Origin of the sequence: Streptomyces sp. NPDC046805, from assembly GCF_040645355.1 — a bacterium.
Lineage (GTDB): Bacteria > Actinomycetota > Actinomycetes > Streptomycetales > Streptomycetaceae > Streptomyces.
Map to the genome: position 1 here is coordinate 181,410 of NZ_JBEYYC010000007.1, position 24,640 is coordinate 206,049.

Annotated in this window: 26 protein-coding genes; 9 read left to right on the plus strand and 17 right to left on the minus strand. The window is 71.1% G+C overall.

Annotated features, from left to right (window positions below; translation table 11 throughout):
* Positions 1–2: 2 nt before the first annotated feature.
* Positions 3–2,129: a glycogen debranching protein GlgX gene (gene glgX / locus ABZ910_RS10565; protein WP_361361700.1), complete on the minus strand. Its 2,127-nt coding sequence runs from the start codon at positions 2,127–2,129 to the stop codon at positions 3–5.
* A gap of 333 nt (positions 2,130–2,462) precedes the next feature.
* On the opposite strand from glgX, the gene ABZ910_RS10570 reads away from it, so the two are divergent.
* Positions 2,463–3,710, plus strand: a complete 1,248-nt coding sequence (locus ABZ910_RS10570; RefSeq protein WP_361361702.1) for an SAV2148 family HEPN domain-containing protein — start codon at positions 2,463–2,465, stop codon at positions 3,708–3,710.
* Positions 3,711–3,836: 126 nt separating this feature from the next.
* Positions 3,837–4,559: a 3'-5' exonuclease gene (locus tag ABZ910_RS10575; protein WP_361361704.1), complete on the plus strand. Its 723-nt coding sequence runs from the start codon at positions 3,837–3,839 to the stop codon at positions 4,557–4,559.
* Positions 4,560–4,586: 27 nt separating this feature from the next.
* Here the strand turns inward: ABZ910_RS10575 and ABZ910_RS10580 are convergent, their stop codons facing one another.
* From ABZ910_RS10580 to ABZ910_RS10595, 4 genes are all read right to left on the minus strand, one after another.
* On the minus strand, positions 4,587–5,549 hold the full coding sequence (locus tag ABZ910_RS10580) for a hypothetical protein (protein ID WP_361361706.1): 963 nt from the start codon (positions 5,547–5,549) through the stop codon (positions 4,587–4,589).
* 20 nt (positions 5,550–5,569) lie between these two features.
* On the minus strand, positions 5,570–5,968 hold the full coding sequence (locus ABZ910_RS10585) for a peptidase inhibitor family I36 protein (RefSeq protein WP_361361707.1): 399 nt from the start codon (positions 5,966–5,968) through the stop codon (positions 5,570–5,572).
* A gap of 124 nt (positions 5,969–6,092) precedes the next feature.
* Positions 6,093–7,109 carry a helix-turn-helix domain-containing protein gene (locus ABZ910_RS10590; protein WP_361361709.1) on the minus strand — a complete coding sequence of 339 codons (1,017 nt, stop codon included), beginning with the start codon at positions 7,107–7,109 and terminating at the stop codon, positions 6,093–6,095.
* 107 nt (positions 7,110–7,216) lie between these two features.
* A complete protein-coding gene (locus ABZ910_RS10595) occupies positions 7,217–8,083 on the minus strand; it encodes an aminoglycoside phosphotransferase family protein (protein ID WP_361361711.1) in 867 nt (288 codons plus the stop codon).
* 169 nt (positions 8,084–8,252) lie between these two features.
* Here ABZ910_RS10595 and ABZ910_RS10600 point away from each other — a divergent pair, with 169 nt between their 5' ends.
* The 7 genes from ABZ910_RS10600 to ABZ910_RS10630 all read left to right on the plus strand — a co-directional run bounded on the left by ABZ910_RS10600 (position 8,253) and on the right by ABZ910_RS10630 (position 14,436).
* On the plus strand, positions 8,253–9,188 hold the full coding sequence (locus ABZ910_RS10600; RefSeq protein ID WP_361361713.1) for a sugar ABC transporter permease: 936 nt from the start codon (positions 8,253–8,255) through the stop codon (positions 9,186–9,188).
* Between the two features lie 17 nt (positions 9,189–9,205).
* The gene (locus tag ABZ910_RS10605) at positions 9,206–10,039 is read left to right on the plus strand and encodes a carbohydrate ABC transporter permease (RefSeq protein ID WP_361361820.1); all 834 of its coding nucleotides are present in this window, start codon (positions 9,206–9,208) and stop codon (positions 10,037–10,039) included.
* Positions 10,039–11,316, plus strand: coding sequence for a sugar ABC transporter substrate-binding protein (locus ABZ910_RS10610; protein WP_361361715.1), 1,278 nt, complete (start codon positions 10,039–10,041; stop codon positions 11,314–11,316). Before ABZ910_RS10605 ends, ABZ910_RS10610 begins: the two co-directional genes overlap by 1 nt.
* Positions 11,317–11,545: 229 nt before the next feature.
* A complete protein-coding gene (locus tag ABZ910_RS10615) occupies positions 11,546–12,091 on the plus strand; it encodes a DUF1697 domain-containing protein (RefSeq protein ID WP_361361717.1) in 546 nt (181 codons plus the stop codon).
* A 27-nt stretch (positions 12,092–12,118) separates the two neighbouring features.
* A complete protein-coding gene (locus ABZ910_RS10620; RefSeq protein ID WP_361361719.1) occupies positions 12,119–13,141 on the plus strand; it encodes a 2-dehydropantoate 2-reductase N-terminal domain-containing protein in 1,023 nt (340 codons plus the stop codon).
* Between the two features lie 25 nt (positions 13,142–13,166).
* The gene (locus ABZ910_RS10625) at positions 13,167–13,763 is read left to right on the plus strand and encodes a TIGR03086 family metal-binding protein (RefSeq protein WP_361361721.1); all 597 of its coding nucleotides are present in this window, start codon (positions 13,167–13,169) and stop codon (positions 13,761–13,763) included.
* Between the two features lie 55 nt (positions 13,764–13,818).
* Positions 13,819–14,436, plus strand: coding sequence for a DsbA family protein (locus ABZ910_RS10630; protein ID WP_361361723.1), 618 nt, complete (start codon positions 13,819–13,821; stop codon positions 14,434–14,436).
* Positions 14,437–14,448: 12 nt separating this feature from the next.
* On the opposite strand, the gene ABZ910_RS10635 is transcribed toward ABZ910_RS10630, so the two are convergent.
* The 12 genes from ABZ910_RS10635 to ABZ910_RS10690 all read right to left on the minus strand — a co-directional run bounded on the left by ABZ910_RS10635 (position 14,449) and on the right by ABZ910_RS10690 (position 24,623).
* Positions 14,449–15,201, minus strand: a complete 753-nt coding sequence (locus ABZ910_RS10635) for a sirohydrochlorin chelatase (protein ID WP_361361725.1) — start codon at positions 15,199–15,201, stop codon at positions 14,449–14,451.
* A 6-nt stretch (positions 15,202–15,207) separates the two neighbouring features.
* On the minus strand, positions 15,208–16,092 hold the full coding sequence (locus ABZ910_RS10640) for an ABC transporter permease (RefSeq protein WP_361361727.1): 885 nt from the start codon (positions 16,090–16,092) through the stop codon (positions 15,208–15,210).
* Positions 16,079–16,870 (minus strand): ABC transporter ATP-binding protein, encoded by a 792-nt coding sequence (locus tag ABZ910_RS10645; protein WP_361361729.1) that lies wholly within the window; start codon positions 16,868–16,870, stop codon positions 16,079–16,081. Before ABZ910_RS10645 ends, ABZ910_RS10640 begins: the two co-directional genes overlap by 14 nt.
* Before the next feature lie 36 nt (positions 16,871–16,906).
* Positions 16,907–18,028, minus strand: coding sequence for an aliphatic sulfonate ABC transporter substrate-binding protein (locus ABZ910_RS10650; RefSeq protein ID WP_361361731.1), 1,122 nt, complete (start codon positions 18,026–18,028; stop codon positions 16,907–16,909).
* Between the two features lie 228 nt (positions 18,029–18,256).
* Positions 18,257–19,603 carry a GTP-binding protein gene (locus tag ABZ910_RS10655; protein WP_361361733.1) on the minus strand — a complete coding sequence of 449 codons (1,347 nt, stop codon included), beginning with the start codon at positions 19,601–19,603 and terminating at the stop codon, positions 18,257–18,259.
* A gap of 2 nt (positions 19,604–19,605) precedes the next feature.
* Positions 19,606–20,559, minus strand: coding sequence for a sulfate adenylyltransferase subunit CysD (gene cysD / locus ABZ910_RS10660; RefSeq protein ID WP_361361735.1), 954 nt, complete (start codon positions 20,557–20,559; stop codon positions 19,606–19,608).
* A complete protein-coding gene (gene cysC, locus ABZ910_RS10665) occupies positions 20,556–21,125 on the minus strand; it encodes an adenylyl-sulfate kinase (RefSeq protein ID WP_361361737.1) in 570 nt (189 codons plus the stop codon). The genes cysD and cysC overlap by 4 nt, the downstream gene beginning before the upstream one ends.
* A complete protein-coding gene (locus tag ABZ910_RS10670) occupies positions 21,122–21,832 on the minus strand; it encodes a phosphoadenylyl-sulfate reductase (RefSeq protein ID WP_361361739.1) in 711 nt (236 codons plus the stop codon). Before ABZ910_RS10670 ends, cysC begins: the two co-directional genes overlap by 4 nt.
* The gene (locus ABZ910_RS10675) at positions 21,829–22,011 is read right to left on the minus strand and encodes a hypothetical protein (protein WP_361361741.1); all 183 of its coding nucleotides are present in this window, start codon (positions 22,009–22,011) and stop codon (positions 21,829–21,831) included. The genes ABZ910_RS10670 and ABZ910_RS10675 overlap by 4 nt, the downstream gene beginning before the upstream one ends.
* Positions 22,008–23,705: a nitrite/sulfite reductase gene (locus ABZ910_RS10680; RefSeq protein WP_361361743.1), complete on the minus strand. Its 1,698-nt coding sequence runs from the start codon at positions 23,703–23,705 to the stop codon at positions 22,008–22,010. Before ABZ910_RS10680 ends, ABZ910_RS10675 begins: the two co-directional genes overlap by 4 nt.
* Positions 23,706–23,830: 125 nt before the next feature.
* Complete coding sequence (locus ABZ910_RS10685; RefSeq protein WP_361361822.1) at positions 23,831–23,914, minus strand: putative leader peptide; 84 nt, start codon at positions 23,912–23,914, stop codon at positions 23,831–23,833.
* A 145-nt stretch (positions 23,915–24,059) separates the two neighbouring features.
* Positions 24,060–24,623 carry a GNAT family N-acetyltransferase gene (locus ABZ910_RS10690; RefSeq protein ID WP_361361745.1) on the minus strand — a complete coding sequence of 188 codons (564 nt, stop codon included), beginning with the start codon at positions 24,621–24,623 and terminating at the stop codon, positions 24,060–24,062.
* Between the last annotated feature and the right edge of the window lie 17 nt (positions 24,624–24,640).

Below are 24,640 nucleotides of genomic sequence, written 5' to 3' on the forward strand. Positions count from 1 at the left end.
CGTCACACGGGCCGCTGCAGCACCGTCAGGCTCCGGTCCGGCAGCGTGATCCGGTCCCCGGCCCGCACCTTCGCACCGGTGTCGGGCGGCACCCCCTCCGTACGGGCGGTGTCGACGACCACCTGCCACTGCCGGCCGTGGTCCACCGGGACGACGAAGCCGAGGGGCGCCGGCGAGGCATTGAACATCAGCAGGAAGGAGTCGTCGCCGATGTGCTCCCCGCGCGGACCGGGCTCGGAGATCGCGTTGCCGTTGAGGAACACCGTCAGCGCCGACGCCCGCGCCAGATCCCAGTCCCGCCGGGTCATCTCGCTCCCCTCCGGAGTGAACCAGGCGATGTCGGACAGCTCGTCGTGGGTGCCCTCCACCGGGCGCCCGTGGAAGAAGCGCCGCCTGCGGAAGACCGGGTGCTCCCTGCGCAGCCACACCATCGCGCGCGTGAACTCCAGCAGCCCGCCGCCGTCCGCGTCGTCGGCGTCAGGGTCGGGCCACGCCACCCAGGACACCTCGTTGTCCTGGCAGTACGCGTTGTTGTTGCCTCCTTGGGTGCGCGTGAACTCATCCCCGTGGCTGATCATCGGCACGCCCTGGGACAGCATCAGCGTGGCGACGAAGTTCCGCATCTGACGGGCACGCAGCTCCAGCACGCCCGGGTCGTCGGTGTCGCCCTCCGCCCCGCAGTTCCAGGACCGGTTGTGGCTCTCGCCGTCCCGGTTTTCCTCGCCGTTGGCGTCGTTGTGCTTGTCGTCGTACGAGACGAGGTCGTGCAGCGTGAACCCGTCATGGCAGGTCACGAAGTTGATGGAGGCCAGCGGGCGCCGCCCGTCGTCCTGGTAGAGGTCGGAGGAGCCCGTCAGCCGGGAGGCGAACTCCGCCAGCGCGCGTGGCTCGCCCCGCCACAGGTCGCGCACGGTGTCGCGGTACTTGCCGTTCCACTCGGTCCACAGCGGCGGGAAGTTGCCCACCTGGTAGCCGCCCTCGCCCACGTCCCACGGCTCGGCGATCAGCTTCACCTGGGAGACCACCGGGTCCTGCTGCACCAGGTCGAAGAACGACGACAGCCGGTCCACCTCGTGGAACTGCCGGGCCAGCGTCGCCGCGAGGTCGAAGCGGAACCCGTCGACATGCATCTCGGTGACCCAGTACCGCAACGAGTCCATGATCATCTGGAGTACGTGCGGGGACCGCATGAGCAGGGAGTTCCCGGTGCCCGTGGTGTCCATGTAGTAGCGGGGGTCGTCCGTCAGGCGGTAGTACGACGGGTTGTCCAGGCCGCGGAAGGACAGCGTCGGGCCGAGGTGGTTGCCCTCGGCGGTGTGGTTGTAGACCACGTCCAGGATGACCTCGATCCCGGCCTCGTGCAGCGCCCGGACCGCCGACTTGAACTCCAGGACCTGCTGGCCGCGGTCGCCCCAGGAGGCGTACGCGTTGTGCGGGGCGAAGAAGCCGATGGTGTTGTAGCCCCAGTAGTTGCCCAGGCCCATGTCGGCCAGCCGGTGGTCGTTCACGAACTGGTGCACCGGCATCAGCTCCAGCGCGGTGACGCCCAGCTCGCCCAGGTGCTCCAGGACGGCCGGGTGCGCGAGCGCGGCGTAGGTGCCGCGCAGCTCCTCCGGCAGTCCCGGGTGGCGCATGGTCAGGCCCTTCACATGGGCCTCGTAGATCACCGTGTGGTGGTAGCCGGTGCGCGGCGGCCGGTCGTCGCCCCAGTCGAAGTAGGGGTTGATCACGACCGACGTCATGGTGTGCGGGGCCGAGTCGAGGTCGTTGCGCTTCTCCGGGGCGTCGAAGTGGTAGCCGTAGACCTCCTCGCCCCAGCGGACCGCCCCGCCGATCGCCTTCGCGTACGGGTCGAGCAGCAGCTTCGCCGAGTTGCAGCGCAGACCGCGCGCGGGGTCGTACGGCCCGTGCACCCGGAACCCGTACCGCTGCCCGGGCATGATGCCCGGCACGTACGCGTGCCGCACGAACGCGTCGCTCTCCCGCAGTTCCACCGCCGTCTCCGAGCCGTCGTCGTGCAGCAGACACAGCTCTACTCGGTCCGCGGCCTCGGTGAACACCGCGAAGTTGGTCCCGGCGCCGTCGTACGTGGCGCCGAGCGGATACGCCTCTCCAGGCCAGACCTGCATGGCACACGACTCTTCCAGGTGGGCTCCGCCGCCGGGGCGCCTTCGCCCGGAGTCTCCCCGAAAGCGACACCGCCACCCGTCGCTCCCGGCCCCCGATCCTGCGCTCGGCGGGCCGCCGAGGCGGGTCCACCGGCGCGGCCTGCGCATCACCCGGCGCGACGCCACCGCTATGAATCCGCTCACTCCGTCCGCCCGTCCCGCTCAGAACGGGTACGGAATGGAAGGAAGTTGAGGAGAGACCCTGTCCATCCGGCTGCATCGCCGACCGCTCCCGGAGTACCCTTCCTTGATCGTTGAGACGGAGTGCTCGGGGGAGCGGAAGGCGGTGCACGGGTGGGCTCGGGAGGGCTGGAGCTGCCCCCTGGTGACGAGGGTCGCGAGGGAAACTCCACGGACGTCCCGCCCGGCGCGGTGTCCCTGGCGCGGCCGATGGACGCGGGGGCGATCGGACCGGAACTGGACTGGGGCGCCGAGGCCTGGCGCGAGGTGCGGACGCGCGCCCAGCGGGCCGGCCGGGCCTACATCTGGCTGAACCTCGTCGAACAGCGGCTGCGCGCGGTCGTGGCCGCCGTCCTGCGGCCGGTCTACGAACCGGTGCACGGCGACGACTGGGTGGTCGCCGCGGCCGGACCCGCCGGACAGGAATGGGTGCAGCGGGCCGTCGCCGTCCGCGAAGTCAGCCGCCGCAAGGGCTACTTGCTCGACCCGGCCGACGACAACGTCATCAGCTTCCTCACGCTGCCCCAGCTGCGCGAGCTGATGGTGCAGCACTGGCCGTGCTTCGAGCCGTACATCGACGAGCGCCGGGACGTCGAACTCGCCCTGGACGAGCTGGAGGTCACCCGCAACGTCGTCTCCCGCAACCGGGCCCTGTCCGAGGCCGTCCTGGCCCAGGCCGAACGGGCCTCGGCCCGGCTGCTGGCCATGCTCGGCTCGGGCGGCGACGTGCCGTCCTCGCGCCGGCTGCCCGTCGACGCGGTCGAGGACCTGGTCGGCGACCGGTACGCGGACGTGGTCGCCGTGCACCCCGACCGGGTGCGGCTGATGCGTCAGTTCCCCGCCGAGGACCTCTTCGGCGGCGCCCGCCGCCTCGACGCCATCGGCATCGGACTCAACCTGCTCGTGCAGAACTTCTCCGGACGGCGGCTGGTGCGCCTGGCCGAGTCCGGCTGCCGGGTCCGGCTGCTGTTCCTCAATCCGGCCTCCAGCACGGTGAAACGGCGCGAGCGCGAACTCGGCATCAAACGGGGCGAACTGGGCCGCTCCGTCGAGATGAACATCCTGCACATGCGCCGGGTGCGCTCCCGGCTGCGCGACCCGGGCGCCTTCGAGATCCAGGTGTACGACGAGACGCCGCGCTTCACCGCCTACCTCGTGGACGGCGACGGGGCCGACGGCATCGCCGTGGTGCAGTCGTATCTGCGCAGGGCGCGGGGCATGGAGTCGCCGGTGCTGGTGCTCCGCAACGGAAGCCGGATGCTCAGGTCGAACGCCTCGGGCGACGCGGTCGAACCCGGGCTCTTCCCCACCTACCGCGAGGAGTTCGAGCTGGCCTGGGCGGATTCGCGACCGGTGTCGTAAGGCGTCCCGGGTGGTCCACGGCGGCCCGGTCCGGGCGGTAAGCGGAACCGGGTCGTCGGATTGTCAGTGGCGCATGCGAAGGTGGAGACCACTGGGGGACAGCACCACCACGAAGGGGGACCGCCCATGAGCTGGCACCGGGAGCTGCTGATCGGCTTCGACCTGGAGACGACCGGGACCGACCCGCGCACCGCGCGCATCGTCACGGGGGCCGTGATCGAGGTCAGAGCGGGGCAACCGGCCGGACACCGGGAGTGGCTGGCGAATCCGGGCGTGCCCATACCGGCCGGCGCGGTGGCGGTGCACGGCATCACCAACGAGCGCGCGGTGGCCGAGGGTCGCCCGGCCGACCAGGTCGCGGACACCATCGCCGACGTCCTCACGACGTACTGGAAGACCGGCGTCCCCGTCGTCGCCTACAACGCCGCCTTCGACCTCACCCTGCTCTCCGCCGAACTGCGGAGGTACGGGCTGCCGTCGCTGTCCGAGCGTCTGGGCGGCGTGGACCCGGCCCCGGTCGTCGACCCGTACACCATCGACCGCCGCGTCGACCGCTACCGCCGAGGCAAGCGCAACCTGGAGGCGGTCTGCGCGGAGTACGGCGTCGTGCTCGACGCCGCCCACGACGCCTCGGCCGACGCCCTCGCCGCGGCCCGCCTGGCTTGTGCGATTGCCGACCGTCACCCCAAGGTCGCGGCCCTCGGCCCGGCGGAGCTGCACCGCCGCCAGATCGAGTGGTACGCGGAGTGGGCGGCGGACTTCCAGAACTTCCTGCGCCGCAAGGGCGACGCGACCGCCGTGGTCGACGGGGCATGGCCCATGCGGGAGTTGGCCCAGGAGACGGTCTGACCCGTCCCCCGGGTCCAGAGTTGATCTCTAAGGGGAAGCCGGGGAACGGGGCGACGGTGAGCGCGCGGCCGTAGAGACCGGTCGTGCGGCGTCCAGAACGCGGGCGCGCTTCAGTGCGTCGAGCCGGAGCTTTGTCGCGGCATTGAGATCGCGCCGCTGCTGCGCGGTCAGTTCGCCCAGGTATCGCGGCCCCACGCGATCGACCACCCCGGGCAGATCGACGGTGAGCACGCACGCGGCGTCGGCCTCGGCGATCCGTACCTCCGCGCGCGGTGCGACGCCCTTCGTCGGAGGGGCGTCGTGACTCCGACGGGCCGCGGCGGCCCGGGCGCTCTCCATCGAGGCGAAGGGCAACCTCCGCTTCGTCATGCAGGAAGACCACTGGTCAAGGGCTCGGCGCGTGGCGGCGTCGTCGGCGATCCGTCCACGAACGGCGTTGTAGGCCTCCTGCGGAACGTACGAGACCTTGGCCGCCGCCATGACGTCACCGTAGAGACGGACGCGGCCGCGGGCGATGCAGCCCGTGGTCGCGAAGGTGAACCGTGGGCCGCTCGACAGCCGTAGCGTGGCGCGCTGCCCTGGATCGCCGGTGAGCGCACGGGCGTAGACCTGCCGCTTCGCCGCCGGAAGCCCGGGCGGGTACTGGTCGTCGGGGGACGGGCCGGGGTCGGAGAACCCGTAACCGTGGCTCCGCCGTGCCTCGGGATCGGGGTGCCAGGGGTCGTCGTCCCGGGCGGTGGCAGCGTCAGCGGCGGGCTGACCGAAGCCCTGCGCGGCCATGCACCGACGGGTCAGCTCGTCCTCCGCCCGGCGGAGTGTGCGCTGCTCCTCGCGGTAGGGGGAGGTCCGCAGCGCGAGGTCCACGGCTGCCTGGCTCAGGGCCGGTCCGCCGGGCCGGCCCGCCGGTCCCGCCGGCTGCGCGCGAACGCAGCCGGCGGAACCGAGGGCCAATACGGCGACGGCTACCGCGGCGACCGCGGGTGTGGCCATCGGACGCATGTCATCGATCCTCAGCCGCACCACCAGTTGTTGGAGCTGATGGCGTCGTTCCAGTTGCCCCCGCTCGGCTTGCCCCACTTGGTCAGATCGGCGGCCTGGGTGTCACGGTTGATCACCCACGAGGATCCGCCGTAGTTCGCGTTCTCGTACACCACGGCCTCGCAGCTGAGCCCCTCGTTGCGAATGGCCGAGGCGCAGTCGTTCCAGTGCCGGACCGAGTCGCACCCGCCGGCGAAGTTGCCCCAGTAGGTGTTGTTGCCGGACACCTTGCCCATCGAGCCACCGTAGTTGGCGTTGACCCAGAAGCAGAGGTAGCCGCTCTCGTTCGGGCAGTCGGTCACGGCCGCCTGGGCCGAGGGCGCGAGTGCCAGACCGGAGAAGACAAGGGCTCCGGTCGCGAGTACGGACATGGCGATTCGACGCACCGTAGTTCGATCCTCTCTGTGGAGGTGAGCTTGCTGACGATGTGTGACTCCCCGAGTCTGGGCGGCGGGGCCAGGGCCGTCGTTGATCGCGAGCGCCGTCCGGTTGTCGTTACGTGCCGTCCCGGCCGGTCCGTTCCGTGCCGTCGCGGCCAGCGCACCGGATCGCGCGCCGGTAGTCACCGGGCGGCATCCCGTAGGCCGCGCGGAACAGGCGGCTGAAGTGCGCCTTGTCGGGTAGGCCCCAGCGGGCGGCGACGGCCTGGACGGGGCGGTGGTCGTGGCGGGGGTCGGCCAGATCGCGATGACAGTTCTCCAACCGGCGTCGGCGTATCCAGCCCGCGACCGTGAGCCCTTGCGCTTGGTAGAGGCGGTACAGCTGGCGGGTGGAGACGTTGTGGGCCGCGGCCACGACGGCCGGAGTCAGTCCCGGGTCGGCCAGATGGTGCTCGATGAAGGCACGGGTCCGCAGAAGCAGGGTGTGGTGACGGCTCTCCAAGGGCAGCAGGCTCTCTGCCTCCAGGTGATGGGCGCACACGGCCGCCAGGAGATCGACCGTGACGGCGGTCAGACGCGGGGCGTCCGCCGGGGTGTAGGAGCCGGTGTCACCGACCAACTGCTCCAGAAAACAGGCCAGCAGTCTGCCCACACCTCTGTCGCCGGGCAGGCGCAGGGCGGTGAGCGAGCGGACGACGTCCTGCGGAAGCGGCAGCAGCGCGCGGGGAATCTGCACCATGATGCCGTGCACGGCGCCGCTGGTGCCCGGCTCCGCCCAGCCCTGCCAGGGCCGGGAGGTGTCGTAGAGCGTCATCTCGCCGGCCGAGCTCGTGGTGTCGTGGCCCCCCTGGATGATCCGGTGGCCACCGCTCCGGTTGAGCATCACCTGATAGCTCTCGGGGTCGGACCGCCGGATCAGCTTCGCCGGCCGGTACGTCTCCAGCCGGGGGTACCCCAGACCGGACACCTGGATCGCGCCCAGGTCCACCAGCCGTAACCGTGCCCGGAAGTCCGGCGCGTGCTCGCTGCGCTGCCGGTTGGGGACCAGCGTGTCGCTCGTCATGCCCTGCCAGTAGTCGAACCGTTCGGCGGGCGGTAGGACACTCGTGCAGAACTCCGTGACCTTCGTCATGAACCCTCCCCTGGTGGCGTCCCTGTGGAGCCAGGGACGTCAGCGGCGAAAGTATTGGCGACGGCCGGGTGCGGCGGAAGATCTCGGGAGGCCAGAAGGCCAGAAGGTCAGAACGGATACCAGCGCACCGTCTCGTCGCCGTCCCGCAGCGAGGCCACCCGGCGCCGGAACTCGGTCAGTGCCGCGGGGTTGGCGGGGGCGTGCTGCGCGACCCAGGCGCAGCTCGCCGTCTCCCGGGCCCCGCGCAGCACGGAGCAGCCCTCCCATGCGCGCACGTCCCAGCCGTACGCCTGAGTGAAGGCGTCGTAGGTCTCGGCGGGCAGGCCGTACCGGTCGCGGGAGAGGGCCATGACGACGAGGTCGTGCTCGCGCAGGTCGGCGGAGAAGGTCTCCAGGTCGACCAGGACCGGACCGTCCGGGCCGACGTGCACATTGCGGGGCAGGGCGTCGCCGTGGATCGGGCCCGGCGGCAGATGGGGCGTCAGCGCGGCCGCGGCCGCCGCGAAGCCGTCACGGCGCTCGCGCAGATAGGCCGCGTCGGCCGGGTCGATCGCGTCGCCCGCGAGGCGCAGCCAGCGTTCCACGCCGCCCAGCAGCTCGCGGCGGGGGAGGGTGAAGGAGGGGGCGGGCAGGGCGTGCACGACCCGGAGCAGTTCCGCGAGATCGCGCGGCTCCGCGGGCCGTACGGCATCGGGCAGCCGGTGCCACACGGTCACCGGGTGCCGCCCGTCCACCAGCACGGCCTCGGACGCGGCCGCCCGCACCGCCGGCACGCCCGCCTCGGCCAGCCAGCCGGCGATGTCCAGTTCCCGCCGCGCCCGGTCCAGGAGCTCGGCGTCGCGGCCCACCTTGACGACCAGGTCACCGGCGGCGAACACCGCGTTCTCGCCGAGGGCGAGGAGCCGCGTGTCCCGTGCCGGACCGGGCAGCACCCCCGCCGCGGCCAGTACGTCCCGCGCCCGCGCCTCGTCCATCCGTCCGCCTCCGTGCCCTGTGCGTTGCCTGTGACTGTGTCTCTGCCTGTTCCTGCGCGGCCAGTGTCGCATTCGCACAGGTCGGACCCCGTGCGTGGTCCCTTGACGGGCAGCCGGGGCTTTCACGAACATGAACACGCCAACCGACCTGTGCGAAGGGGCTGATTCCGTGACATCAGTGAGCGAAGTGACTCAGTCGAGGCAGCGCGCCCCGAGCCCGAACGGACAGCGGCATCTCACTGGTCACGGCGCCTGGTTCCTGGTGCTGCCTGCCCTGATCCCGATCCTCGTGCTGAGCGTCGGACCCCTGCTGTACGGCATCCTGCTGGCGTTCACCGACGCCCAGTCCGGCCGGACCGCGCCCACTCAGTGGACCGGCATCCTCAACTTCCGGGATCTGGCGCAGGACACGCTGTTCTGGGAGTCGTTCCGGATCGGACTGGTGTGGGCGGTCGGCGTGACCGTGGCGCAGTTCCTGCTCGCCCTCGGCCTCGCCCTGCTCCTGAACCAGGACCTGCGGCTGCGCTGGCTGGCACGGGCCCTCGCGATCGTCCCCTGGGCGATGCCCGAGGTCGTGGTCGGCATCATCTGGCGGCTCGTCTACAACCCCGACGCGGGCGTCCTCAACGAGACCCTGCGCGGCCTGGGCCTCGGCGACGGCCGAGACTGGCTGGGCGCACCGGCCACCGCCTTGCCCGCGGTGATCGTCGTCGGCGTCTGGGCGGGGATGCCGCGCACTACGGTCGCCCTGCTCGCCGGGCTGCAGAACACCCCGCGCGAACTGCACGAGGCGGCCGCGGTGGACGGCGCGGGTGCCTGGCGCCGCTTCCGCACGGTCACCTGGCCCGCCCTCAGGCCGGTCGCGCTGGCCGTCACCGCGCTCAACCTGATCTGGAACTTCAACGCCTTCGCCCTGGTCTACGTGCTGACCAGCGGCGGACCCGGCGGCCGCACCCGGCTGCCCATGCTGTTCGCCTACGAAGAGGCCTTCCGCTACGGCCAGTTCGGTTACGCGGCGGCGATGGGATGTGTGATGGTCGCGGTGATCGCGATCCTCCTCGCCGTGTTCCTCGCGGGCCGGCTGCGAAGGGGTGACGACGCATGACGAACCGACGACGGCACATGAGGCCCGGCCCCGGGGCGCGCCTCGGCCAGTACGCCGCGCTGCTCGCCTATCTCGTCTTCCTCGCCTTCCCTCTCCTCTGGCTGCTCTCCACCGCCTTCAAGTCACCGCGCGAACTGGGCAGTCCGCATCCCACCTGGATCCCCAGGGACCCCACCCTGGCCAACTTCCGGCAGGCCTTCGCCGAACAGCCCCTGCTCCACGCCGCGTTCAACTCTCTGCTCGCCGCGCTCGGGGCGGCCGTGATCGCCGTACTGCTCGCGACCCCCCTCGCGTACGTCATGGCGCGGCGCCGCTCGGCGCTGTCCAGGGCCGCGTCGGGGTGGGTGGTGGTCAGCCAGGCGTTCCCGTTCGTGCTGCTGATCATCCCGCTGTTCCTGGTGCTGAAGAACCTGCGGCTGATCGACTCCGTGAGCGGACTGGTCATGGTCTACGTGGTGTGGGCGCTGCCGTTCGCGCTGTGGATGCTCGCCGGGTACGTGCGGTCGGTGCCGCCGGACCTGGAGGAGGCCGCGGCGGTCGACGGCGCGGGCCGAATGCGGACCCTGGTGTCGGTGACGGCGCCGCTGCTGGCGCCGGGGATCGCGGCGACGGCGCTGTTCGCGTTCGTCACCGCCTGGAACGAGTTCTTCTTCGCGCTGGTGCTGCTGAAGACCCCGGAGAATCAGACCCTGCCCGTGGTCCTCACGCACTTCATCGGCGCGGAGGGCGCGGCGGACCTCGGCCCCCTGGCCGCGGCCGCCTTCCTTGCGACGCTGCCCTCGCTGGTGGTGTTCGCGGTCATCCAGCGACGGATCACGGGCGACATGCTCGCCGGGGCGGTGAAGAGCTGATGCGGACCATGAGACTGCTGGCCCTGGTGGTGCTGCTCCTTCTCGCGGGCTGCACCTCCGGCACCGGGCACGACGGTGGCAGGATCACCCTGCGCTTCCAGTCCCTGGCCTGGCAGACGGAGTCCGTCGCCGCCAACAGGGAACTCGTGAAGCAGTGGAACGCCACCCATCCACGGGTCAAGGTCGAGTATGTCCAGGGGAGTTGGGACAGTGTCCACGACCAGCTGCTCACCTCCTTCGAGGGCGGCGAGGCGCCGGACGTCATCCACGACGCCTCCGACGACCTCGCGGACTTCGCCTATGGCGGCTACCTCGCCGACCTGACCGACCTGCTGCCCGCGAAGCTGAAGTCCGGCATACCGCAGCGCAGTTGGGACACTGCGACCTTCGGTCACGGGATCTACGGCGTGCCCTTCCTCCAGGAGCCGCGCGTGCTGATCGCCAACGCGACCGTGCTGCGAAGGTCGGGCGTGCGGATACCGACGCCCGAACACCCCTGGAACTGGCAAGAGTTCCGGCAGGTGGCCAGGAAGTTGAGCGGTGGCGGCAAGTACGGCGTGGCCTGGCCGCTCAAGGAGCCTGTCTCGGCCACGCTCAACCTGTCGCTGTCGGCGGGCGGGGAACTCTTCCACCGCGGCGCGGACGGCAAGGCCGCCGTGCGCTTCGACGCGGCCGACCAGGTGGTGCCGCGCACCATCCACGACCAGGTCGTCCTCGACCGCAGCGCGCCGAGTGCGACGCTGGGCAGCGGCGGCTCGGACACCCTGCCGGGCTTCTTCGGCGGCAGGTACGCGATGGTCCCGCTGGGCTTCTCCTACCGGCAGCAGATCGCGCAGCAGGCGCCGAAGGGCTTCGACTGGCAGGTGCTGCCCGCGCCGGCCGGCGCCGACGGCCTCACCCAGGGGGTCAGCCCGCAGACACTGTCCATAGCCGAGGACAGCCCCCACAAGAAGGAGGCGGCGGAGTTCATCGAGTTCCTGCTCCGGCCGAAGAACATGGTGCGGCTGGCCCTCGGCGACTGGATGCTGCCCACCGGCACCGAGGCCCTGAAGGACCCGGCCCTGCGCACCGCCAAGGACGGCTGGGCCACCGGCACCGCCCTGGCGGCCCGCCTGCGCTCCGCGCCCGCCCAGTCCGTGCGCGGGTACCCGGAGTGGAAGGACAAGGTGGCCACCCCGGCCCTCCAGGAGTACTACAGCGGCGCGATCGGGACCGGCGAGCTGCGTCGCCGCCTGGAGAAGGAGGGGAATCTGGTGCTGGCGCGGTACCAGCGCTGAGCGCCGTTCCGGGTGCTGCCCAGCGAAGGGGTGGGGGCCCGCAGCGACGTCCGATCCGTCAGTAGAGGCCTGGTTTGTGATGAAGGAGCCTCGTCGAACTCATCACAGGTGCGTGAAGACGTCGCCGCGCGCCCGCCCGATCGGCCAGAGTTTCGCGCAGCCCGGCCCGCCGGGCACGGCCGTCGCGCCCGCCCCCACGGGGCGCGACGGCCACCCCTAAGGTGACCGGATGACGACCTATGCGGCGCTCCTGCGCGGAATCAACGTGGGCGGCAAGAAGAAGGTCCCCATGGCCGAGCTGCGAGGGCTCATGGAAGGCCTGGGCCACGAGGGCGTACACACCCATCTGCAGAGCGGCCAGGCCGTGTTCACCACCGGCCGGGGCGACGAGGAGTCCCTCGCCGACGAGCTCACACGGGCTATCGAGGGCCATTTCGGCTTCCCCGTCGACGTGCTCGTACGCGACCACGCCTACCTCGAGGCGGTCGCGGCCGCCTGTCCCTTTCCGGCCGCCGAACTGGAGCCCAGGCAGCTCCACGTCACGTACTTCTCCGCGTCCGTCGGTGCGGAGCGCTTCGCGGACATCGATCCGGCCGCCCATCTTCCCGAGGAGTTCCGCCTCGGCGACCGAGCGCTGTACCTGTACGCCCCCGACGGCCTCGGCCGCTCCAAGCTCGCCGAGGCGCTGGCGCGGCCCCGCGTGAACCGGGGGCTCATCGCCACCTCGCGCAACTGGAACACGGTCGTCAAGCTCGTGGAACTGACGGGGAGTTGAGATCAACAGGCGTCGTAGGCTCTGCCCATGCGCTACATCATCATCGGGGCAGGGGCGGTCGGCGGCACCGTCGGAGGAAGGCTCGCCCAGGCGGGCCGCGAGGTCGTCCTCGTCGCACGGGGCAAGCAGCGCGCGGCGCTGAGCGAGGGCGGGCTGCGGCTACGGGTGCCGGAGGGCGAACTGACGTACCGGCTGCCGGTGGTGGACGGTCCGGGTCCGCTCGGCGAACTGCGCCCCGACGACGTGCTCGTGCTGGCCGTGAAGACCCAGGACAGCGTGGCCGCCCTGGAGGCGTGGAGCTCCGCGCCGGTGGCGGGCGGCGGTACGGCGGCCGAACGGCTGCCGCTGGTGTGCGCCCAGAACGGGGTGGAGAGCCAGCGGCTCGCCCTGCGCCGCTTCCGCCATGTGTACGGCGTATGCGTCTGGCTGCCCTCGGCCTTCGTGGAACCCGGCGTCGTCTCCGCCGCCGGCGCCCCGCTCACCGGCATCCTGCACCTGGGCGGCCATCCGCACGGCACCGACGACACCGCCCGGCGGATCGCCGCCGACCTCGAGGCGTCCCGCTTCGAGGCGCCGGTCGTGCCGGACGTCGCCCGCTGGCAGTACGCCAAGCTGCTCGGCAACCTCGGCAACTCCCTGGAGGCGGTCAGCGGCCCGATCGAGGACGACGCGGGGAAGGCGCTCTTCGCGCGGGTGCGGGCCGAGGGAGCGGCCGTGCTCGACGCCGCCGGGATCCCGTACGCGAGCGTCGAGGAACAGCGGCAGGCACGCGGCGACAAGGTCACCCTCGTCCCGCTCGACGGCGCCCCGCGCGGCGGCGGCTCCTCCTGGCAGTCCCTCACCCGCGGCACCGGCACCATCGAGGCCGACTACCTCAACGGCGAGATCGTCCTCCTCGGCCGTCTGCACGGCGTACCGACCCCGCTGAACGAACTGCTCCAGCGCCTCGCCAACCAGTTCGCGCGGGAGCACCGGCCGGCCGGCTCGATGCCGCTGGCCGAGCTCGTGCGGCGGGCGGACGAGGCTGTCGCGTTTGTTCAAGAGGCCTGAGCGGACACTGCCTAGCGTGGGCCGCATGACGTACGACGACCTGCACCCTTACATGATCGAATGCGCCGCCGAGGCGGCCCGCGTCGCGCGCGGTGTCACGGCGGCCCGGCTCGACGACCGGACGCACTGCCCCGACTGGGACGTCCGCGCCCTCGTCAACCACTGGGTCCTGTACACCTCGCACGGCCTGGAGCACCGCGCCCGGCGCGAGCAGCTCCCCGAGGAGCTGACCGAGCGCGACTTCACCGCCGATCCCGACTGGGCGGAGGCGTACGCCGCCCAGCTGGACCGGGCGGTCGCCGCCTGGGCAGATCCGGCGGTGTGGGAGGGCGAGATCGACCTCGGCATGGCGACGATGCCGGCCACCGCCATCGCCTCGATGATCATCAAGGAGATGGCGGTGCACGGCTGGGACGTCGCGACCGCCACCGGTCAGCGCTACCGCGTCTCGGACGGCGCCTCCCGCTTCGTCCTGGACGTGGTCGAGACCCACGGCGACCTCTACCGCAAGTACGACGGCTTCGCCGATCCGGTCCCCACCGGGCCCGACGCGTCCGTCTTCGACCGGGCCCTGGCGTCGAGCGGCCGGGACCCGCGGCAGGGCGTCGAAGTGGACCACTGACAAGCCACCGGATTGGCCCGGGACGCTGCGCCACCCGTGGCCTAGCCTCGTCGGCATGACGCGTTCCGAGACCCCTGTGGTCGACTTCTTCTTCGACCCCGCCTGCCCCTTCGCCTGGATCACCTCACGCTGGATGCTGGAGGTCGAGCGCGAGCGCCCGCTCGATCTCCGCTTCCACGTGATGAGCCTCTACCTGCACAACACCGGCAACGACCTCCCGGACTGGTACCGGGACCTGGTGGACCGCTCGATCGGTCCGGTGCGCGTCGCGGTGGCCGCCGCCGAAAGGCACGGCGAGAAGATCCTGCGGGACCTGTACACCGCCTTCGGGACCCGGATCCACGACCACGGCGTGAAGGACTTCGACGCCGTGATCGCCGAGTCCCTCGCCGAGCTCGGGCTCCCGGCCGAGCTGGCGGACGCCGCGCACGACCCGTCGTACGACGACGCGGTCCGCCGCCGCCACCAGGCCGGCGCCGAGCCGGAATCGGGCGGCTATGTGGGCACGCCCACCCTCCACGTCGACGGCACGGTGTGGTTCGGCCCGGTGCTGCGGGCCATCCCGCGCGGCGCCGAGGCCGTCGAACTCTTCGACTCCTTCCGCGTGCTGGCCAATCACCCCGACTTCTTCGAGCTCAAGCGCACCCGCACGGGAGGGCTGTCGTTCGACTGATCGGCGTCCGCCTCAGGCGCCGAGGGCCGACAGCATCGGCATCCGCGCCGCGTCGTACCGCTCCAGCAGCACCCGTGCCACCTCAGGGGCCGGGCCCAGCACATCCGCCAGGACGTCCGCCTGAGCCGCGCCCCGCGCGATGCGGTCCGGCAGGAAGCCGGGGGCGAGGACGTAGGGGGCGACGGCGACCCGTGCGCAGCCGAGGGCGCGCAGTTCGCCTACGGCGTCCTCGGTACGGGGGAGGGAGGCGGAGGCGAACGCAGGCCGCACGGCACACCAGCCGGTGTGCCGCCACTCCCGCGCGATATCAGCGATCACTGCGATCGCCTCCGGGTCGGTGGACCCCGCCGAGGCCAGCACGACCCCGGTCGAGGACTTGTCGGCGGGGGTCAGCCCCGCCTCGTACAAACGGCGTTCGAGCGCCGACAGGAGAAGGGGCGAGGGGCCGAGCACCTCCGCCTGGCGGATGCGCAGCCGCGCGGGCGCCTTGCGCAGGACGGCGGGGATGTCGGCCTTCGCGTGGAAGGCCCGGGTGAGCAGCAGCGGCAGGGCCACCACATCCCGTACGTCGCCCTCCGCCGCCAGTGACTCCAGTACCCCCTGCACGGACGGCAGGTTGAAGTCCAGGAAGCCGGTCTCCACGCGCAGACCCGGCCGCAGGGACCGCACCCGCCGCACGAGGGCGTGCACGGTCGCGGCGTGCCGCGGGTCACGGCTGCCGTGCGCGACGACGACGAGCACGGGGGGAACCGGCGTGCGACGCATGGGACCTCAGCCCTTCACCAGCAGGCCGCGGCTGCGCAGCACCCACCGCTCCAGCGGGCTGAAGATCAGCAGGTCGATGGCGATGCCGACGAACAGGATGAGCAGGATGGCCTCGAACACCATGGCCATGTCGCTGGCGGTACGGCCGTTCTCCAGCAACTGGCCGAGGCCCACGCCCAGGTCGGGGAAGTTCGCGATGATCTCCGCCGCCATCAGCGAGCGCCACGAGAACGCCCAGCCCTGCTTCAGGCCCGCCACATAGCCGGGCATCGCAGCGGGCAGCGTGACGTACCGCACGCCCTTCAGGCCGGTCGCGCCCATCGTGCGGCCCGTGCGCAGGAACAGCGGCGGCACCTGGTCGATGCCGGACACCAGGCCGTTGGCGATGGACGGGACCGCGCCGAGCAGGATCACCGCGTACATCATCGAGTTGTCCAGGCCCAGCCAGATGACGGCCGGCGGCACCCAGGCCACCGACGGCAGTGACTGGAGCCCGGACAGGATCGGCCCGATGGCCGCGCGCACGAACCGCACCCGGGCCACCAGCAGCCCCAGCGGGGTGCCGATGAGGAGCGCGAAGAAGAAGCCGAGCAGACCGCGCGAGACGCTCGTCCAGATGTAGCCGAGCAGCGTGCCGTGCAGCCAGTCGTGCTGAAACGCGTGCCACACCGCCGCCGGCGCGGGCAGCTTGGTGGGATCGTCGACGATCTTGAGGGATATCAGCCCCTGCCAGACCACCAGGACCACGAGGACCGCGGTGACCGGCGGGACGATCTTGGTGACGAAGGTCTGCCGGAACGTCGGCCGTCCGGTGACGGCGACCTCCAGGGCGTCGAGCCCCGCCTCGACGCTTCCGGCGTCCGCGGCGGGCTTCGTCTCAGTGCTGGCCATGGCGGCGGATCTCCCCACGCAGGACTTCGGTGATCTCGAGGGACAGTTCCGCGACGGGGGCGTCCTCGATGCGGCGCGGCTGCGGGATGTCGACCGCCCACTCGCGGGCCACCCGGCCCGGACGGGACGACAGCAGGACCACCCGCTGCGCCAGCCGCACCGCCTCCCGCACGTTGTGCGTCACGAACAGCACCGACAGACCGGTCTCGGCCCAGATGCGGGTCAGTTCGTCGTGCAGCACGTCGCGGGTGATGGCGTCGAGGGCCGCGAACGGCTCGTCCATCAGCAGCAGTCCGCTCTCCTGCGCCAGCGCCCGGGCCAGTGCCACGCGCTGCCGCATGCCGCCCGACAGCTCGTGGACGCGCTTGCCGTACGCGCCCCGCAGCCGGACCAGTTCGAGCAGCTCCTCGGCCCTGCCGCGCCGCTCGGTCTTCGGAACCCCCCTGAGCTTCAGGGCGAGTTCGATGTTCTTGCCCGCGGTCAGCCACGGGAAGAGGGCGTGCTCCTGGAACATCAGCGCCGGTCGGCCGCCGGTGGTGATGGCGCCGGTGGTGGGCCGGTCCAGGCCCGCCACCAGGTTCAGCAGCGTGGACTTGCCGCAGCCCGAGGCCCCCAGGAGGGTGACGAACTCGCCCGGCGCGACATCGAGGCTGATGTCGTCCAGGACGAGCTGCCGCCCGCCAGGCCCCGGTCCCGCGAAGGACTTCGAGACGTGATCCAGGCGCGCCGCGTGGTCGACGGTCTCGTCGGCCTTGGCGAGGGTCGTGGTCGTGGCCATGGTCGTCACCTCCTGGGAACGGATCGGGGCTTGGGGTCAGTCGGTGCCGAGTCCGGCGGCGTCCACGGGGCTCTTGCCCTCGGCCTTGAGGACCTTGTTGAGCGGGGCGAGGTCGTAGATGGACGTCAGGTCAGGCCTCTGCAGCAGTCCGGCCTTCACCGCGTGCGCGGCCTCGGTGTGCAGCGTGGCGGCCAGCGGGTCGTCGGTGATCTGGATCGACTTCCACGCCGGGTCCAGGACGTTCGCCGGGAGCGCCTTGCCGGAGTCCGTCTCCAGCTGCTTGTTCGCCGCCGCCTTCGCCTCGTCCGGGTGGGCGTTGATCCACTTGTTGGTGGCGACGGAGGCCTTCAGGACGGCCTCGACGGCCTTCGGGTGCTCCTTGAGGAACCTCTGCGACACGATGATGTTCGTGATCACGAACTTCTTGTCCGGCCACAGCGTGGACTCGTCGAGGATCGCCTTGCCGCCCTCGGCGATCAGCTTCGACGCGGTCGGCTCCGGTACCCAGGCGCCGTCGATGGAACCGGACTTGAACGCGTCCGGAGTCACCTTGTTGTCGCTGCGTACGACCGTGACGTCGCCCTTGCCGCTCTGCGCGTCGACCTTCCAGCCCTGCTCGGCGGCCCAGTTGAGGAACGCCACGTCCTGGGTGTTGCCGAGCTGAGGCGTGGCGATCTTCTTGCCCTTGACGTCCTTGAGGGACTTGATCTTCTTCGGGTCGACGACCAGCTTGACGCCGCCCGAGGCCGAACCACCGATGATCTTCAGGCTCTTGCCACCGGACTTGGTGTAGCCGTTGATCGCCGGGGAGGGGCCGATCCAACCGATGTCGATCGAGCCGGAGTTGAGCGCCTCGATCTCGGAGGGCCCGGCGTTGAAGGTGGCGTACTCGGCCTTGGTGGCGCCGAGTTCCTTCTGGAACAGACCCTCCTGGCGGCCGACCAGTGCGGTCGCGTGGGTCAGGTTACCGAAGTAGCCGATCTTCACCGAGTCCAGGCCGTCGATCTTCTTCGCACCGGCGGCGACCTTCTGCTTGGCGGAGTCGTGCGTGGCCTCGGAGCCGTAACCGCAGGCCGCGAGCGCCAGCAGGGGAAGTACGACGGCCACGGCGAGGCCGCCGCGGAGGAACGTGACTCGGGATGAGCGGGGGGCAGGCACGGGAGGTGTTCCTCTCGTTGGCCCGGCGGTCACGCCTCTCGGGTCGTGGCCGGGACGTCGGCAGGTCTTCGCTTATTCAGGCGGTGGGGGGTGAGCAGGGCGCGCATGCAGGGCGCGTACGTCAGCGCGCACATCGCGCCACTCCGCCCTGCCCGCTGCCGAGGGCGCCGCTGCCGACGCGGCCGCCCTCCTTCGCGAACGTGGAGTAGAAATCGGGGGAGTTCATGGTCAAAAGTCCCAACCGTCCTCGTCGGCCGCGTCCTTGACCGGCTCCGGAGCCGCGAACGACTCGCCGACCATGCCCGCGGTGAGCGTGGTGCCGTCGGACGGGTCGATCAGGATGAACGAGCCGGTGCGGCGCGAGTCGGCGTAGGAGTCGACCGGGAGCGGCTCGGCGGTGCGGATCTTCACCCGGCCGATGTCGTTGGCGACGAGCTGCCCCGGGTGCGGGTGCAGGGACAGGTCGGCGAGGGTGAGCCGGGACGGGATGTCCTTGACGATCGCCTTGACCGTGCGGGTGCCGTGCTTGAGCAGCACCCGGTGGCCGACGGCCAGCGGCTGGTCGGCGACGTGGCAGACGGTCGCCTCGACGTCCTGCGTGATCGCGGGCGCGTCCTTGCTGGGCACGATCAGATCGCCGCGCGAGACGTCGATGTCGTCCGTCAGCAGCAGCGTCACGGACTGGGTCGTCCAGGCCGCGTCGACCGGCGTGCCGAGCAGGTCGATGCCGGAGATGGTGGTCGTACGGCCGGAGGGCAGGACCGTGACCCGCTCGCCGACCCGGAAGGTGCCGGCGGCGATCTGGCCCGCGTAGCCCCGGTAGTCCGGGTGCTCGGCGCTCTGCGGCCGGATCACGTACTGCACGGGCAGCCGCGCGTGGCAGTGCGCCAGGTCGTGGCTGACCGGGACGGTCTCCAGGTGCTCCAGGACGGTCGGGCCGCCGTACCAGTCCATGTGGGCGGACGGCTCCACGACGTTGTCACCTGCGAGCGCCGAGATCGGGATCGCGGTGACCTCCGGGACGCCCAGCTCGGTGGCGTACGCCGTGAACTCCTCGGCGATCGCGGCGAAGACCTCCTCCTCGTACGCGACGAGGTCCATCTTGTTCACGGCCAGCACCACGTGTGGCACGCGCAGCAGCGCGGCGATCGCCGCGTGCCGGCGGGTCTGCTCGACCACGCCGTTGCGGGCGTCGACGAGGATGACCGTCAGCTCGGCCGTGGAGGCACCGGTGACCATGTTGCGTGTGTACTGCACATGGCCGGGGGTGTCGGCGAGGATGAACCGGCGGCGCGGGGTCGCGAAGTAGCGGTACGCCACGTCGATCGTGATGCCCTGCTCGCGCTCGGCACGCAGGCCGTCCGTGAGCAGCGCCAGGTCGGGAGCGTCCTGGCCGCGGTTGCGGGAGGCGTGCTCGACGGCCTCCAGCTGGTCGGTGAGGACCGACTTGGAGTCGTGCAGCAGACGGCCCACGAGCGTGGACTTGCCGTCGTCGACCGAACCGGCGGTGGCGAACCGCAGGAGGGTGGTCTCGGACAGGGCCGAGATTTCGGAGAGATCCGTGATCGTGGTCATGCTCAGAAGTACCCCTCGCGCTTGCGGTCTTCCATCGCGGCCTCGGAGAGCTTGTCGTCGGCGCGGGTCGCGCCGCGCTCGGTGAGCCGGGAGGCGGCGATCTCGGTGATGACGGCGTCCAGCGTGGTCGCGTCGGAGTCGACGGCGCCCGTGCAGGACATGTCGCCGACGGTGCGGTAGCGGACCTGCCGCTTCTCGACGGCCTCGTCCTCGCGGGGGCCGCCCCACTCGCCCGCCGTCAGCCACATGCCGCTGCGCCGGAAGACCTCGCGCTCGTGCGCGAAGTAGATCTGCGGCAGCTCGATGCCCTCGCGGGCGATGTACTGCCACACGTCCAGCTCGGTCCAGTTGGACAGCGGGAACACCCGGACGTGCTCGCCGGGCGCGTGCCGCCCGTTGTACAGGTTCCACAGCTCGGGCCGCTGCCGGCGCGGGTCCCACTGCGAGAACTCGTCCCGCAGGGAGAACACCCGCTCCTTCGCGCGCGCCTTCTCCTCGTCGCGCCGCCCGCCGCCGAAGACGGCGTCGAACTTCTCGCTCTGGATCTTCTCGGTGAGCGGCAGCGTCTGGAGGGGGTTACGGGTCCCGTCGGGACGTTCCTTGAGCACACCCCGGTCGATGTAGTCCTGTACGGAGGCCACATGGAGGCGCAGCCCATGTGCGTCCACCACACGGTCCCGGTACTCAAGGACCTCCGGGAAGTTGTGTCCCGTGTCCACATGCAGCAGCGAGAAGGGCACGGCCGCCGGAGCGAACGCCTTCAGCGCCAGATGCAGCATGACGATGGAGTCCTTGCCGCCGGAGAACAGGATCACCGGCCGCTCGAACTCGCCCGCCACCTCACGGAAGATGTGCACCGCCTCGGACTCCAGCGCGTCCAGGTGCGACAGGGCGTACGGCGTGCCCGGTCGGTGCCCGGGGCCCGTGCCCTCCTCGGTCCTTGCGACGGTCGTCATGCCAGTCCCCTCTTGCTGAGCAGGGCGTACACCGACGCCGCGGACTCCTGCACGGTCTGGTGCTGCGACTCGATCCTCAGATCGGGCGCCTCGGGCCGCTCGTACGGGTCGTCGACCCCGGTGAGCCCGGTGAGCTCGCCCGCGGCCTGCTTGGCGTACAGACCCTTCACATCGCGGACGGAGCACACGTCGACCGGGGTCGCCACATGCACCTCCAGGTACGGCGTCCCGCCCTTCTCGTGACGCCCCCGCACCGTGTCCCGGCTGTCCGCGTACGGCGCGATCACCGGGACGAGCGCCTTGACGCCGTTGCGGGCGAGCAGCTCGGCGAGGAAGCCGATGCGCTGCACGTTGGTGTGCCGGTCCTCGCGGCTGAAGCCGAGGCCCGCGGAGATGAACTCACGGATCTCGTCGCCGTCGAGCACCTCGACGAGGTGGCCCTCCTCGCGCAGCCGGCCGGCCAGCTCGTACGCGATCGTGGTCTTGCCGGCGCTCGGCAGACCCGTGAGCCAGACGGTGGCTCCGGTGGTCACGTGGTTCTCCTGTACGTGGGTGGTGGTCGTCATCCGTGCAGCCCGCACTCGGTCTTGGCGCTGCCCGCCCAGCGGCCGGCGCGCGCGTCCTCGCCCGCCAGGACCCGGCGGGTGCAGGGGGCGCAGCCGACCGAGGCGTAGCCGTCCATCAGCAACGGGTTGGTCAGGACGCCGTGTTCGGCCACGTACGCGTCCACGTCGTCCTGGGTCCAGCGGGCGATCGGGGAGATCTTGACCTTCCGCCGCTTCTCGTCCCAGCCGACGACCGGGGTGTTCGCCCGGGTCGGGGACTCGTCGCGGCGCAGCCCGGTCGCCCAGGCCTGGTAGCCCTTGAGGCCCTCCTCCAGAGGCTGGACCTTGCGCAGCTTGCAGCACAGGTCGGGGTCGCGGTCGTGCAGCTCCGGGCCGTACTCGGCGTCCTGTTCGGCGACCGACTGGCGCGGGGTGAGCGTGATGACGTTCACGTCCATCACGGCCTCGACCGCGTCGCGGGTGCCGATGGTCTCCGGGAAGTGGTAGCCGGTGTCGAGGAACACCACGTCCACGCCGGGCCGGGCACGGGAGGCGAGGTGCGCCACCACCGCGTCCTCCATGGAGGAGGTCACGCAGAAGCGCTCGCCGAAGGTGTCCGCCGCCCATCGGAGGATCTCCAGCGCGGAGGCGTCCTCCAGCTCGCGCCCCGCCTGCTCGGCGAGCGCCTTCAACTCGGCGTCCGTACGCTCTTCCTGGGCTGTGGTCATATCCCGTCATCCCCTCCGTCGCCGACTCGCTGAACGCCCCGGGCGAGCAGCCCGAGGAACTTCAACTGGAAGGCCCGGTTGCACGCACCGCATTCCCAGGCGCCGTGGCCCTGCTCGCTCGGACGCAGGTCCTCGTCGCCGCAGTAGGGGCAGTGGAAAGGAGCAGCACGCTCGCTCACGACAGAGCCTCCTCTGAAGCCCGCGCCGCCCACGTGGCGAACCGCTCGCCGTCCCCGCGCTCCGCCTGGAAGCGCTTGAGGACGCGCTCGATGTAGTCGGGGAGCTCCGTCGAAGTGACCTTCAGGCCGCGGACCTTGCGGCCGAAACCGGCCTCCAGACCGAGCGCCCCGCCGAGGTGCACCTGGAAGCCCTCGACCTGCTCGCCGTTGCCGTCGAGGACCAACTGGCCCTTGAGGCCGATGTCCGCGACCTGGATACGGGCGCAAGCGTTCGGGCAGCCGTTGAGGTTGATGGTGATCGGCTCGTCGAAGTCCGGGATACGGCGCTCTAGTTCGTCGATCAGCGCGCTGCCGCGCGCCTTGGTCTCGACGATGGCGAGCTTGCAGAACTCGATGCCGGTGCAGGCCATCGTGCCGCGCCGGAAGGGCGAGGGCCGGGCCGTCAGGTCCAGCGCCTCCAGCGCCTCGACCAGCGGATCGACCTGCGCCTCCTCGACGTCGAGCACGATCATCTTCTGCTCGACCGTCGTCCGCACCCGGCCCGAGCCGTGCGCCTGAGCCACCTCGGCGATCTTCGTGAGCGTGGCGCCGTCGATGCGGCCGACGCGCGGGGCGAAGCCGACGTAGAACCGGCCGTCCTGCTGCCGGTGCACACCGACGTGGTCGCGCCACCGCTCCACGGGCTGGGCGGGAGCCGGACCGTCGACGAGCTTCCGCTCGAGGTACTCGTCCTCCAGCACCTGCCGGAACTTCTCCGCACCCCAGTCGGCGACCAGGAACTTCAGCCGGGCGCGCGTGCGCAGGCGCCGGTAGCCGTAGTCGCGGAAGATACCGATCACGCCCGCCCAGACGTCCGGGACCTCCTCCAGCGGGACCCACGCGCCGAGCCGTACGCCGATCTTCGGGTTGGTGGACAGTCCGCCGCCGACCCACAGGTCGAAGCCCGGGCCGTGCTCGGGGTGTTCGACGCCGACGAACGCGACGTCGTTGATCTCGTGGGCGACGTCCAGCAGCGGGGAGCCGGAGATCGCGGTCTTGAACTTCCGGGGCAGGTTGGAGAATTCCTTGCTGCCGATGTACCGGCTGTGGATCTCCTCGATGGCCGGGGTGCCGTCGATGATCTCGTCCTCGGCGATGCCGGCCACGGGCGAGCCGATGATGACGCGGGGCACGTCGCCGCAGGCCTCGGTGGTGGACAGCCCGACGGCCTCGAGCCGCTCCCAGATCTCCGGCACGTCCTCGATCCGGATCCAGTGCAGCTGGATGTTCTGCCGGTCGGTGATGTCCGCGGTGCCGCGCGCGAACTCCTGCGAGACCTCGCCGATCACGCGCAGCTGCCGGGTGGTGAGCCGGCCGCCGTCGATCCGCACCCGGAGCATGAAGTACTTGTCGTCCAGCTCCTCCGGCTCGAGGATCGCGGTCCGGCCGCCGTCGATCCCGGGACGGCGCTGGGTGTACAGCCCCCACCAGCGCATACGGCCGCGCAGGTCGGTGGGGTCGATCGAGTCGAAGCCGCGCTTCGAGTAGATCGTCTCAATGCGTGTCCGCACATTGAGACCGTCGTCGTCCTTCTTGAACTGTTCGTTGCCGTTGAGCGGAGTGAAGTGACCAACGGCCCACTGACCCTCACCGCGGTGACGACTCACCTTGCGGCGGGGCGCGGAGGCGGCAGGGTTTTGCGGGGTGGCGGCCATGGGTGTACGTCCTTCGGGACAGGCGAAAAGCGGCTCTGACCTGCGCGTCTATAGGCATGCAGGGACACGTGCGCGTCATTGCGCAGGGGAAGAGGAAAGTGAAGAAGATCGGCTGGGCTGTGCTCTCAGCTCGCGCGACAGATGGCGCTGGACATACGGCCAAGGTCGACGTGCCGCCGACTCACCAAGGCAATTCCAGTTCCAGGCATGACGGAAGCGTGGCACGTGGATCTCGGGCCAGTCCACCGTTATCCGAATGCTGGACATATGCATCCCGGATGGTGGGACTGCTGTGATCCAGGTCATGCGGGTGGGGGTTTGCGGTCATGCAGGTGGGGCCGGGCCCCCTGGGCCTCAGGCGCCCGGCCACGGCCCCGGTGTCGCCGCCGCGGGCTCGTCCTCCACCTTCGTGTCGAACAGCGTGAAACCCCGCCGCTGATAGTTGTCCATCGCGAACTCGCCGTCCTTGCTGCAGGTGTGCAGCCACACCCGCTTCGTCGGCGCCCGCCCGGGCCACCGGTCCGCCAGGTCCCAGGCCCGCGCGGTGCCGTACGCCAGCAGGTGGCCGCCGATCCGCCGCCCCCGGAACGCCGGGATCAGGCCGAAGTAGGCGATTTCCACGACCCCTTCGTCCTGCGGGTCCAGTTCCACGTACCCGGCGGGCGTCCCGCGGTCGTACGCCACCCACGACTCCACGCCGGGCCGGTCCAGGTACTCCAGCCACCGGGCGTGGCTCCAGCCCAGCCGGTCGGTCCAGTGGATGTCGCCGCCGACCGAGGCGTAGAGGAACCGGCTGAACTCGGGGGAGGGGACCTCGGCGCGGACGATCCGGACGTCGCCCTCGGGCGCGGCGGCGGGCAGGAGTCGGGCCGGGGACGTCTGCTCCAGGGACCAGGTGGTGACGGTGACGCTGTTCATGGAGGTCAGGGAATCAG

Coding starts and splice junctions, on each gene's coding strand:
- glgX (WP_361361700.1), bottom strand. CDS start 2,129: ATGCAGGTCTGGCCTGGAGAGGCGTATCCGCTCGGCGCCACGTACGAC.
- ABZ910_RS10575 (WP_361361704.1), top strand. CDS start 3,837: ATGAGCTGGCACCGGGAGCTGCTGATCGGCTTCGACCTGGAGACGACC.
- ABZ910_RS10580 (WP_361361706.1), bottom strand. CDS start 5,549: ATGGCCACACCCGCGGTCGCCGCGGTAGCCGTCGCCGTATTGGCCCTC.
- ABZ910_RS10585 (WP_361361707.1), bottom strand. CDS start 5,968: ATGTCCGTACTCGCGACCGGAGCCCTTGTCTTCTCCGGTCTGGCACTC.
- ABZ910_RS10590 (WP_361361709.1), bottom strand. CDS start 7,109: ATGACGAAGGTCACGGAGTTCTGCACGAGTGTCCTACCGCCCGCCGAA.
- ABZ910_RS10595 (WP_361361711.1), bottom strand. CDS start 8,083: ATGGACGAGGCGCGGGCGCGGGACGTACTGGCCGCGGCGGGGGTGCTG.
- ABZ910_RS10605 (WP_361361820.1), top strand. CDS start 9,206: ATGAGGCCCGGCCCCGGGGCGCGCCTCGGCCAGTACGCCGCGCTGCTC.
- ABZ910_RS10610 (WP_361361715.1), top strand. CDS start 10,039: ATGCGGACCATGAGACTGCTGGCCCTGGTGGTGCTGCTCCTTCTCGCG.
- ABZ910_RS10615 (WP_361361717.1), top strand. CDS start 11,546: ATGACGACCTATGCGGCGCTCCTGCGCGGAATCAACGTGGGCGGCAAG.
- ABZ910_RS10620 (WP_361361719.1), top strand. CDS start 12,119: ATGCGCTACATCATCATCGGGGCAGGGGCGGTCGGCGGCACCGTCGGA.
- ABZ910_RS10625 (WP_361361721.1), top strand. CDS start 13,167: ATGACGTACGACGACCTGCACCCTTACATGATCGAATGCGCCGCCGAG.
- ABZ910_RS10630 (WP_361361723.1), top strand. CDS start 13,819: ATGACGCGTTCCGAGACCCCTGTGGTCGACTTCTTCTTCGACCCCGCC.
- ABZ910_RS10635 (WP_361361725.1), bottom strand. CDS start 15,201: ATGCGTCGCACGCCGGTTCCCCCCGTGCTCGTCGTCGTCGCGCACGGC.
- ABZ910_RS10640 (WP_361361727.1), bottom strand. CDS start 16,092: ATGGCCAGCACTGAGACGAAGCCCGCCGCGGACGCCGGAAGCGTCGAG.
- ABZ910_RS10645 (WP_361361729.1), bottom strand. CDS start 16,870: ATGGCCACGACCACGACCCTCGCCAAGGCCGACGAGACCGTCGACCAC.
- ABZ910_RS10655 (WP_361361733.1), bottom strand. CDS start 19,603: ATGACCACGATCACGGATCTCTCCGAAATCTCGGCCCTGTCCGAGACC.
- cysD (WP_361361735.1), bottom strand. CDS start 20,559: ATGACGACCGTCGCAAGGACCGAGGAGGGCACGGGCCCCGGGCACCGA.
- cysC (WP_361361737.1), bottom strand. CDS start 21,125: ATGACGACCACCACCCACGTACAGGAGAACCACGTGACCACCGGAGCC.
- ABZ910_RS10670 (WP_361361739.1), bottom strand. CDS start 21,832: ATGACCACAGCCCAGGAAGAGCGTACGGACGCCGAGTTGAAGGCGCTC.
- ABZ910_RS10680 (WP_361361743.1), bottom strand. CDS start 23,705: ATGGCCGCCACCCCGCAAAACCCTGCCGCCTCCGCGCCCCGCCGCAAG.
- ABZ910_RS10685 (WP_361361822.1), bottom strand. CDS start 23,914: ATGCCTGGAACTGGAATTGCCTTGGTGAGTCGGCGGCACGTCGACCTT.
- ABZ910_RS10690 (WP_361361745.1), bottom strand. CDS start 24,623: ATGAACAGCGTCACCGTCACCACCTGGTCCCTGGAGCAGACGTCCCCG.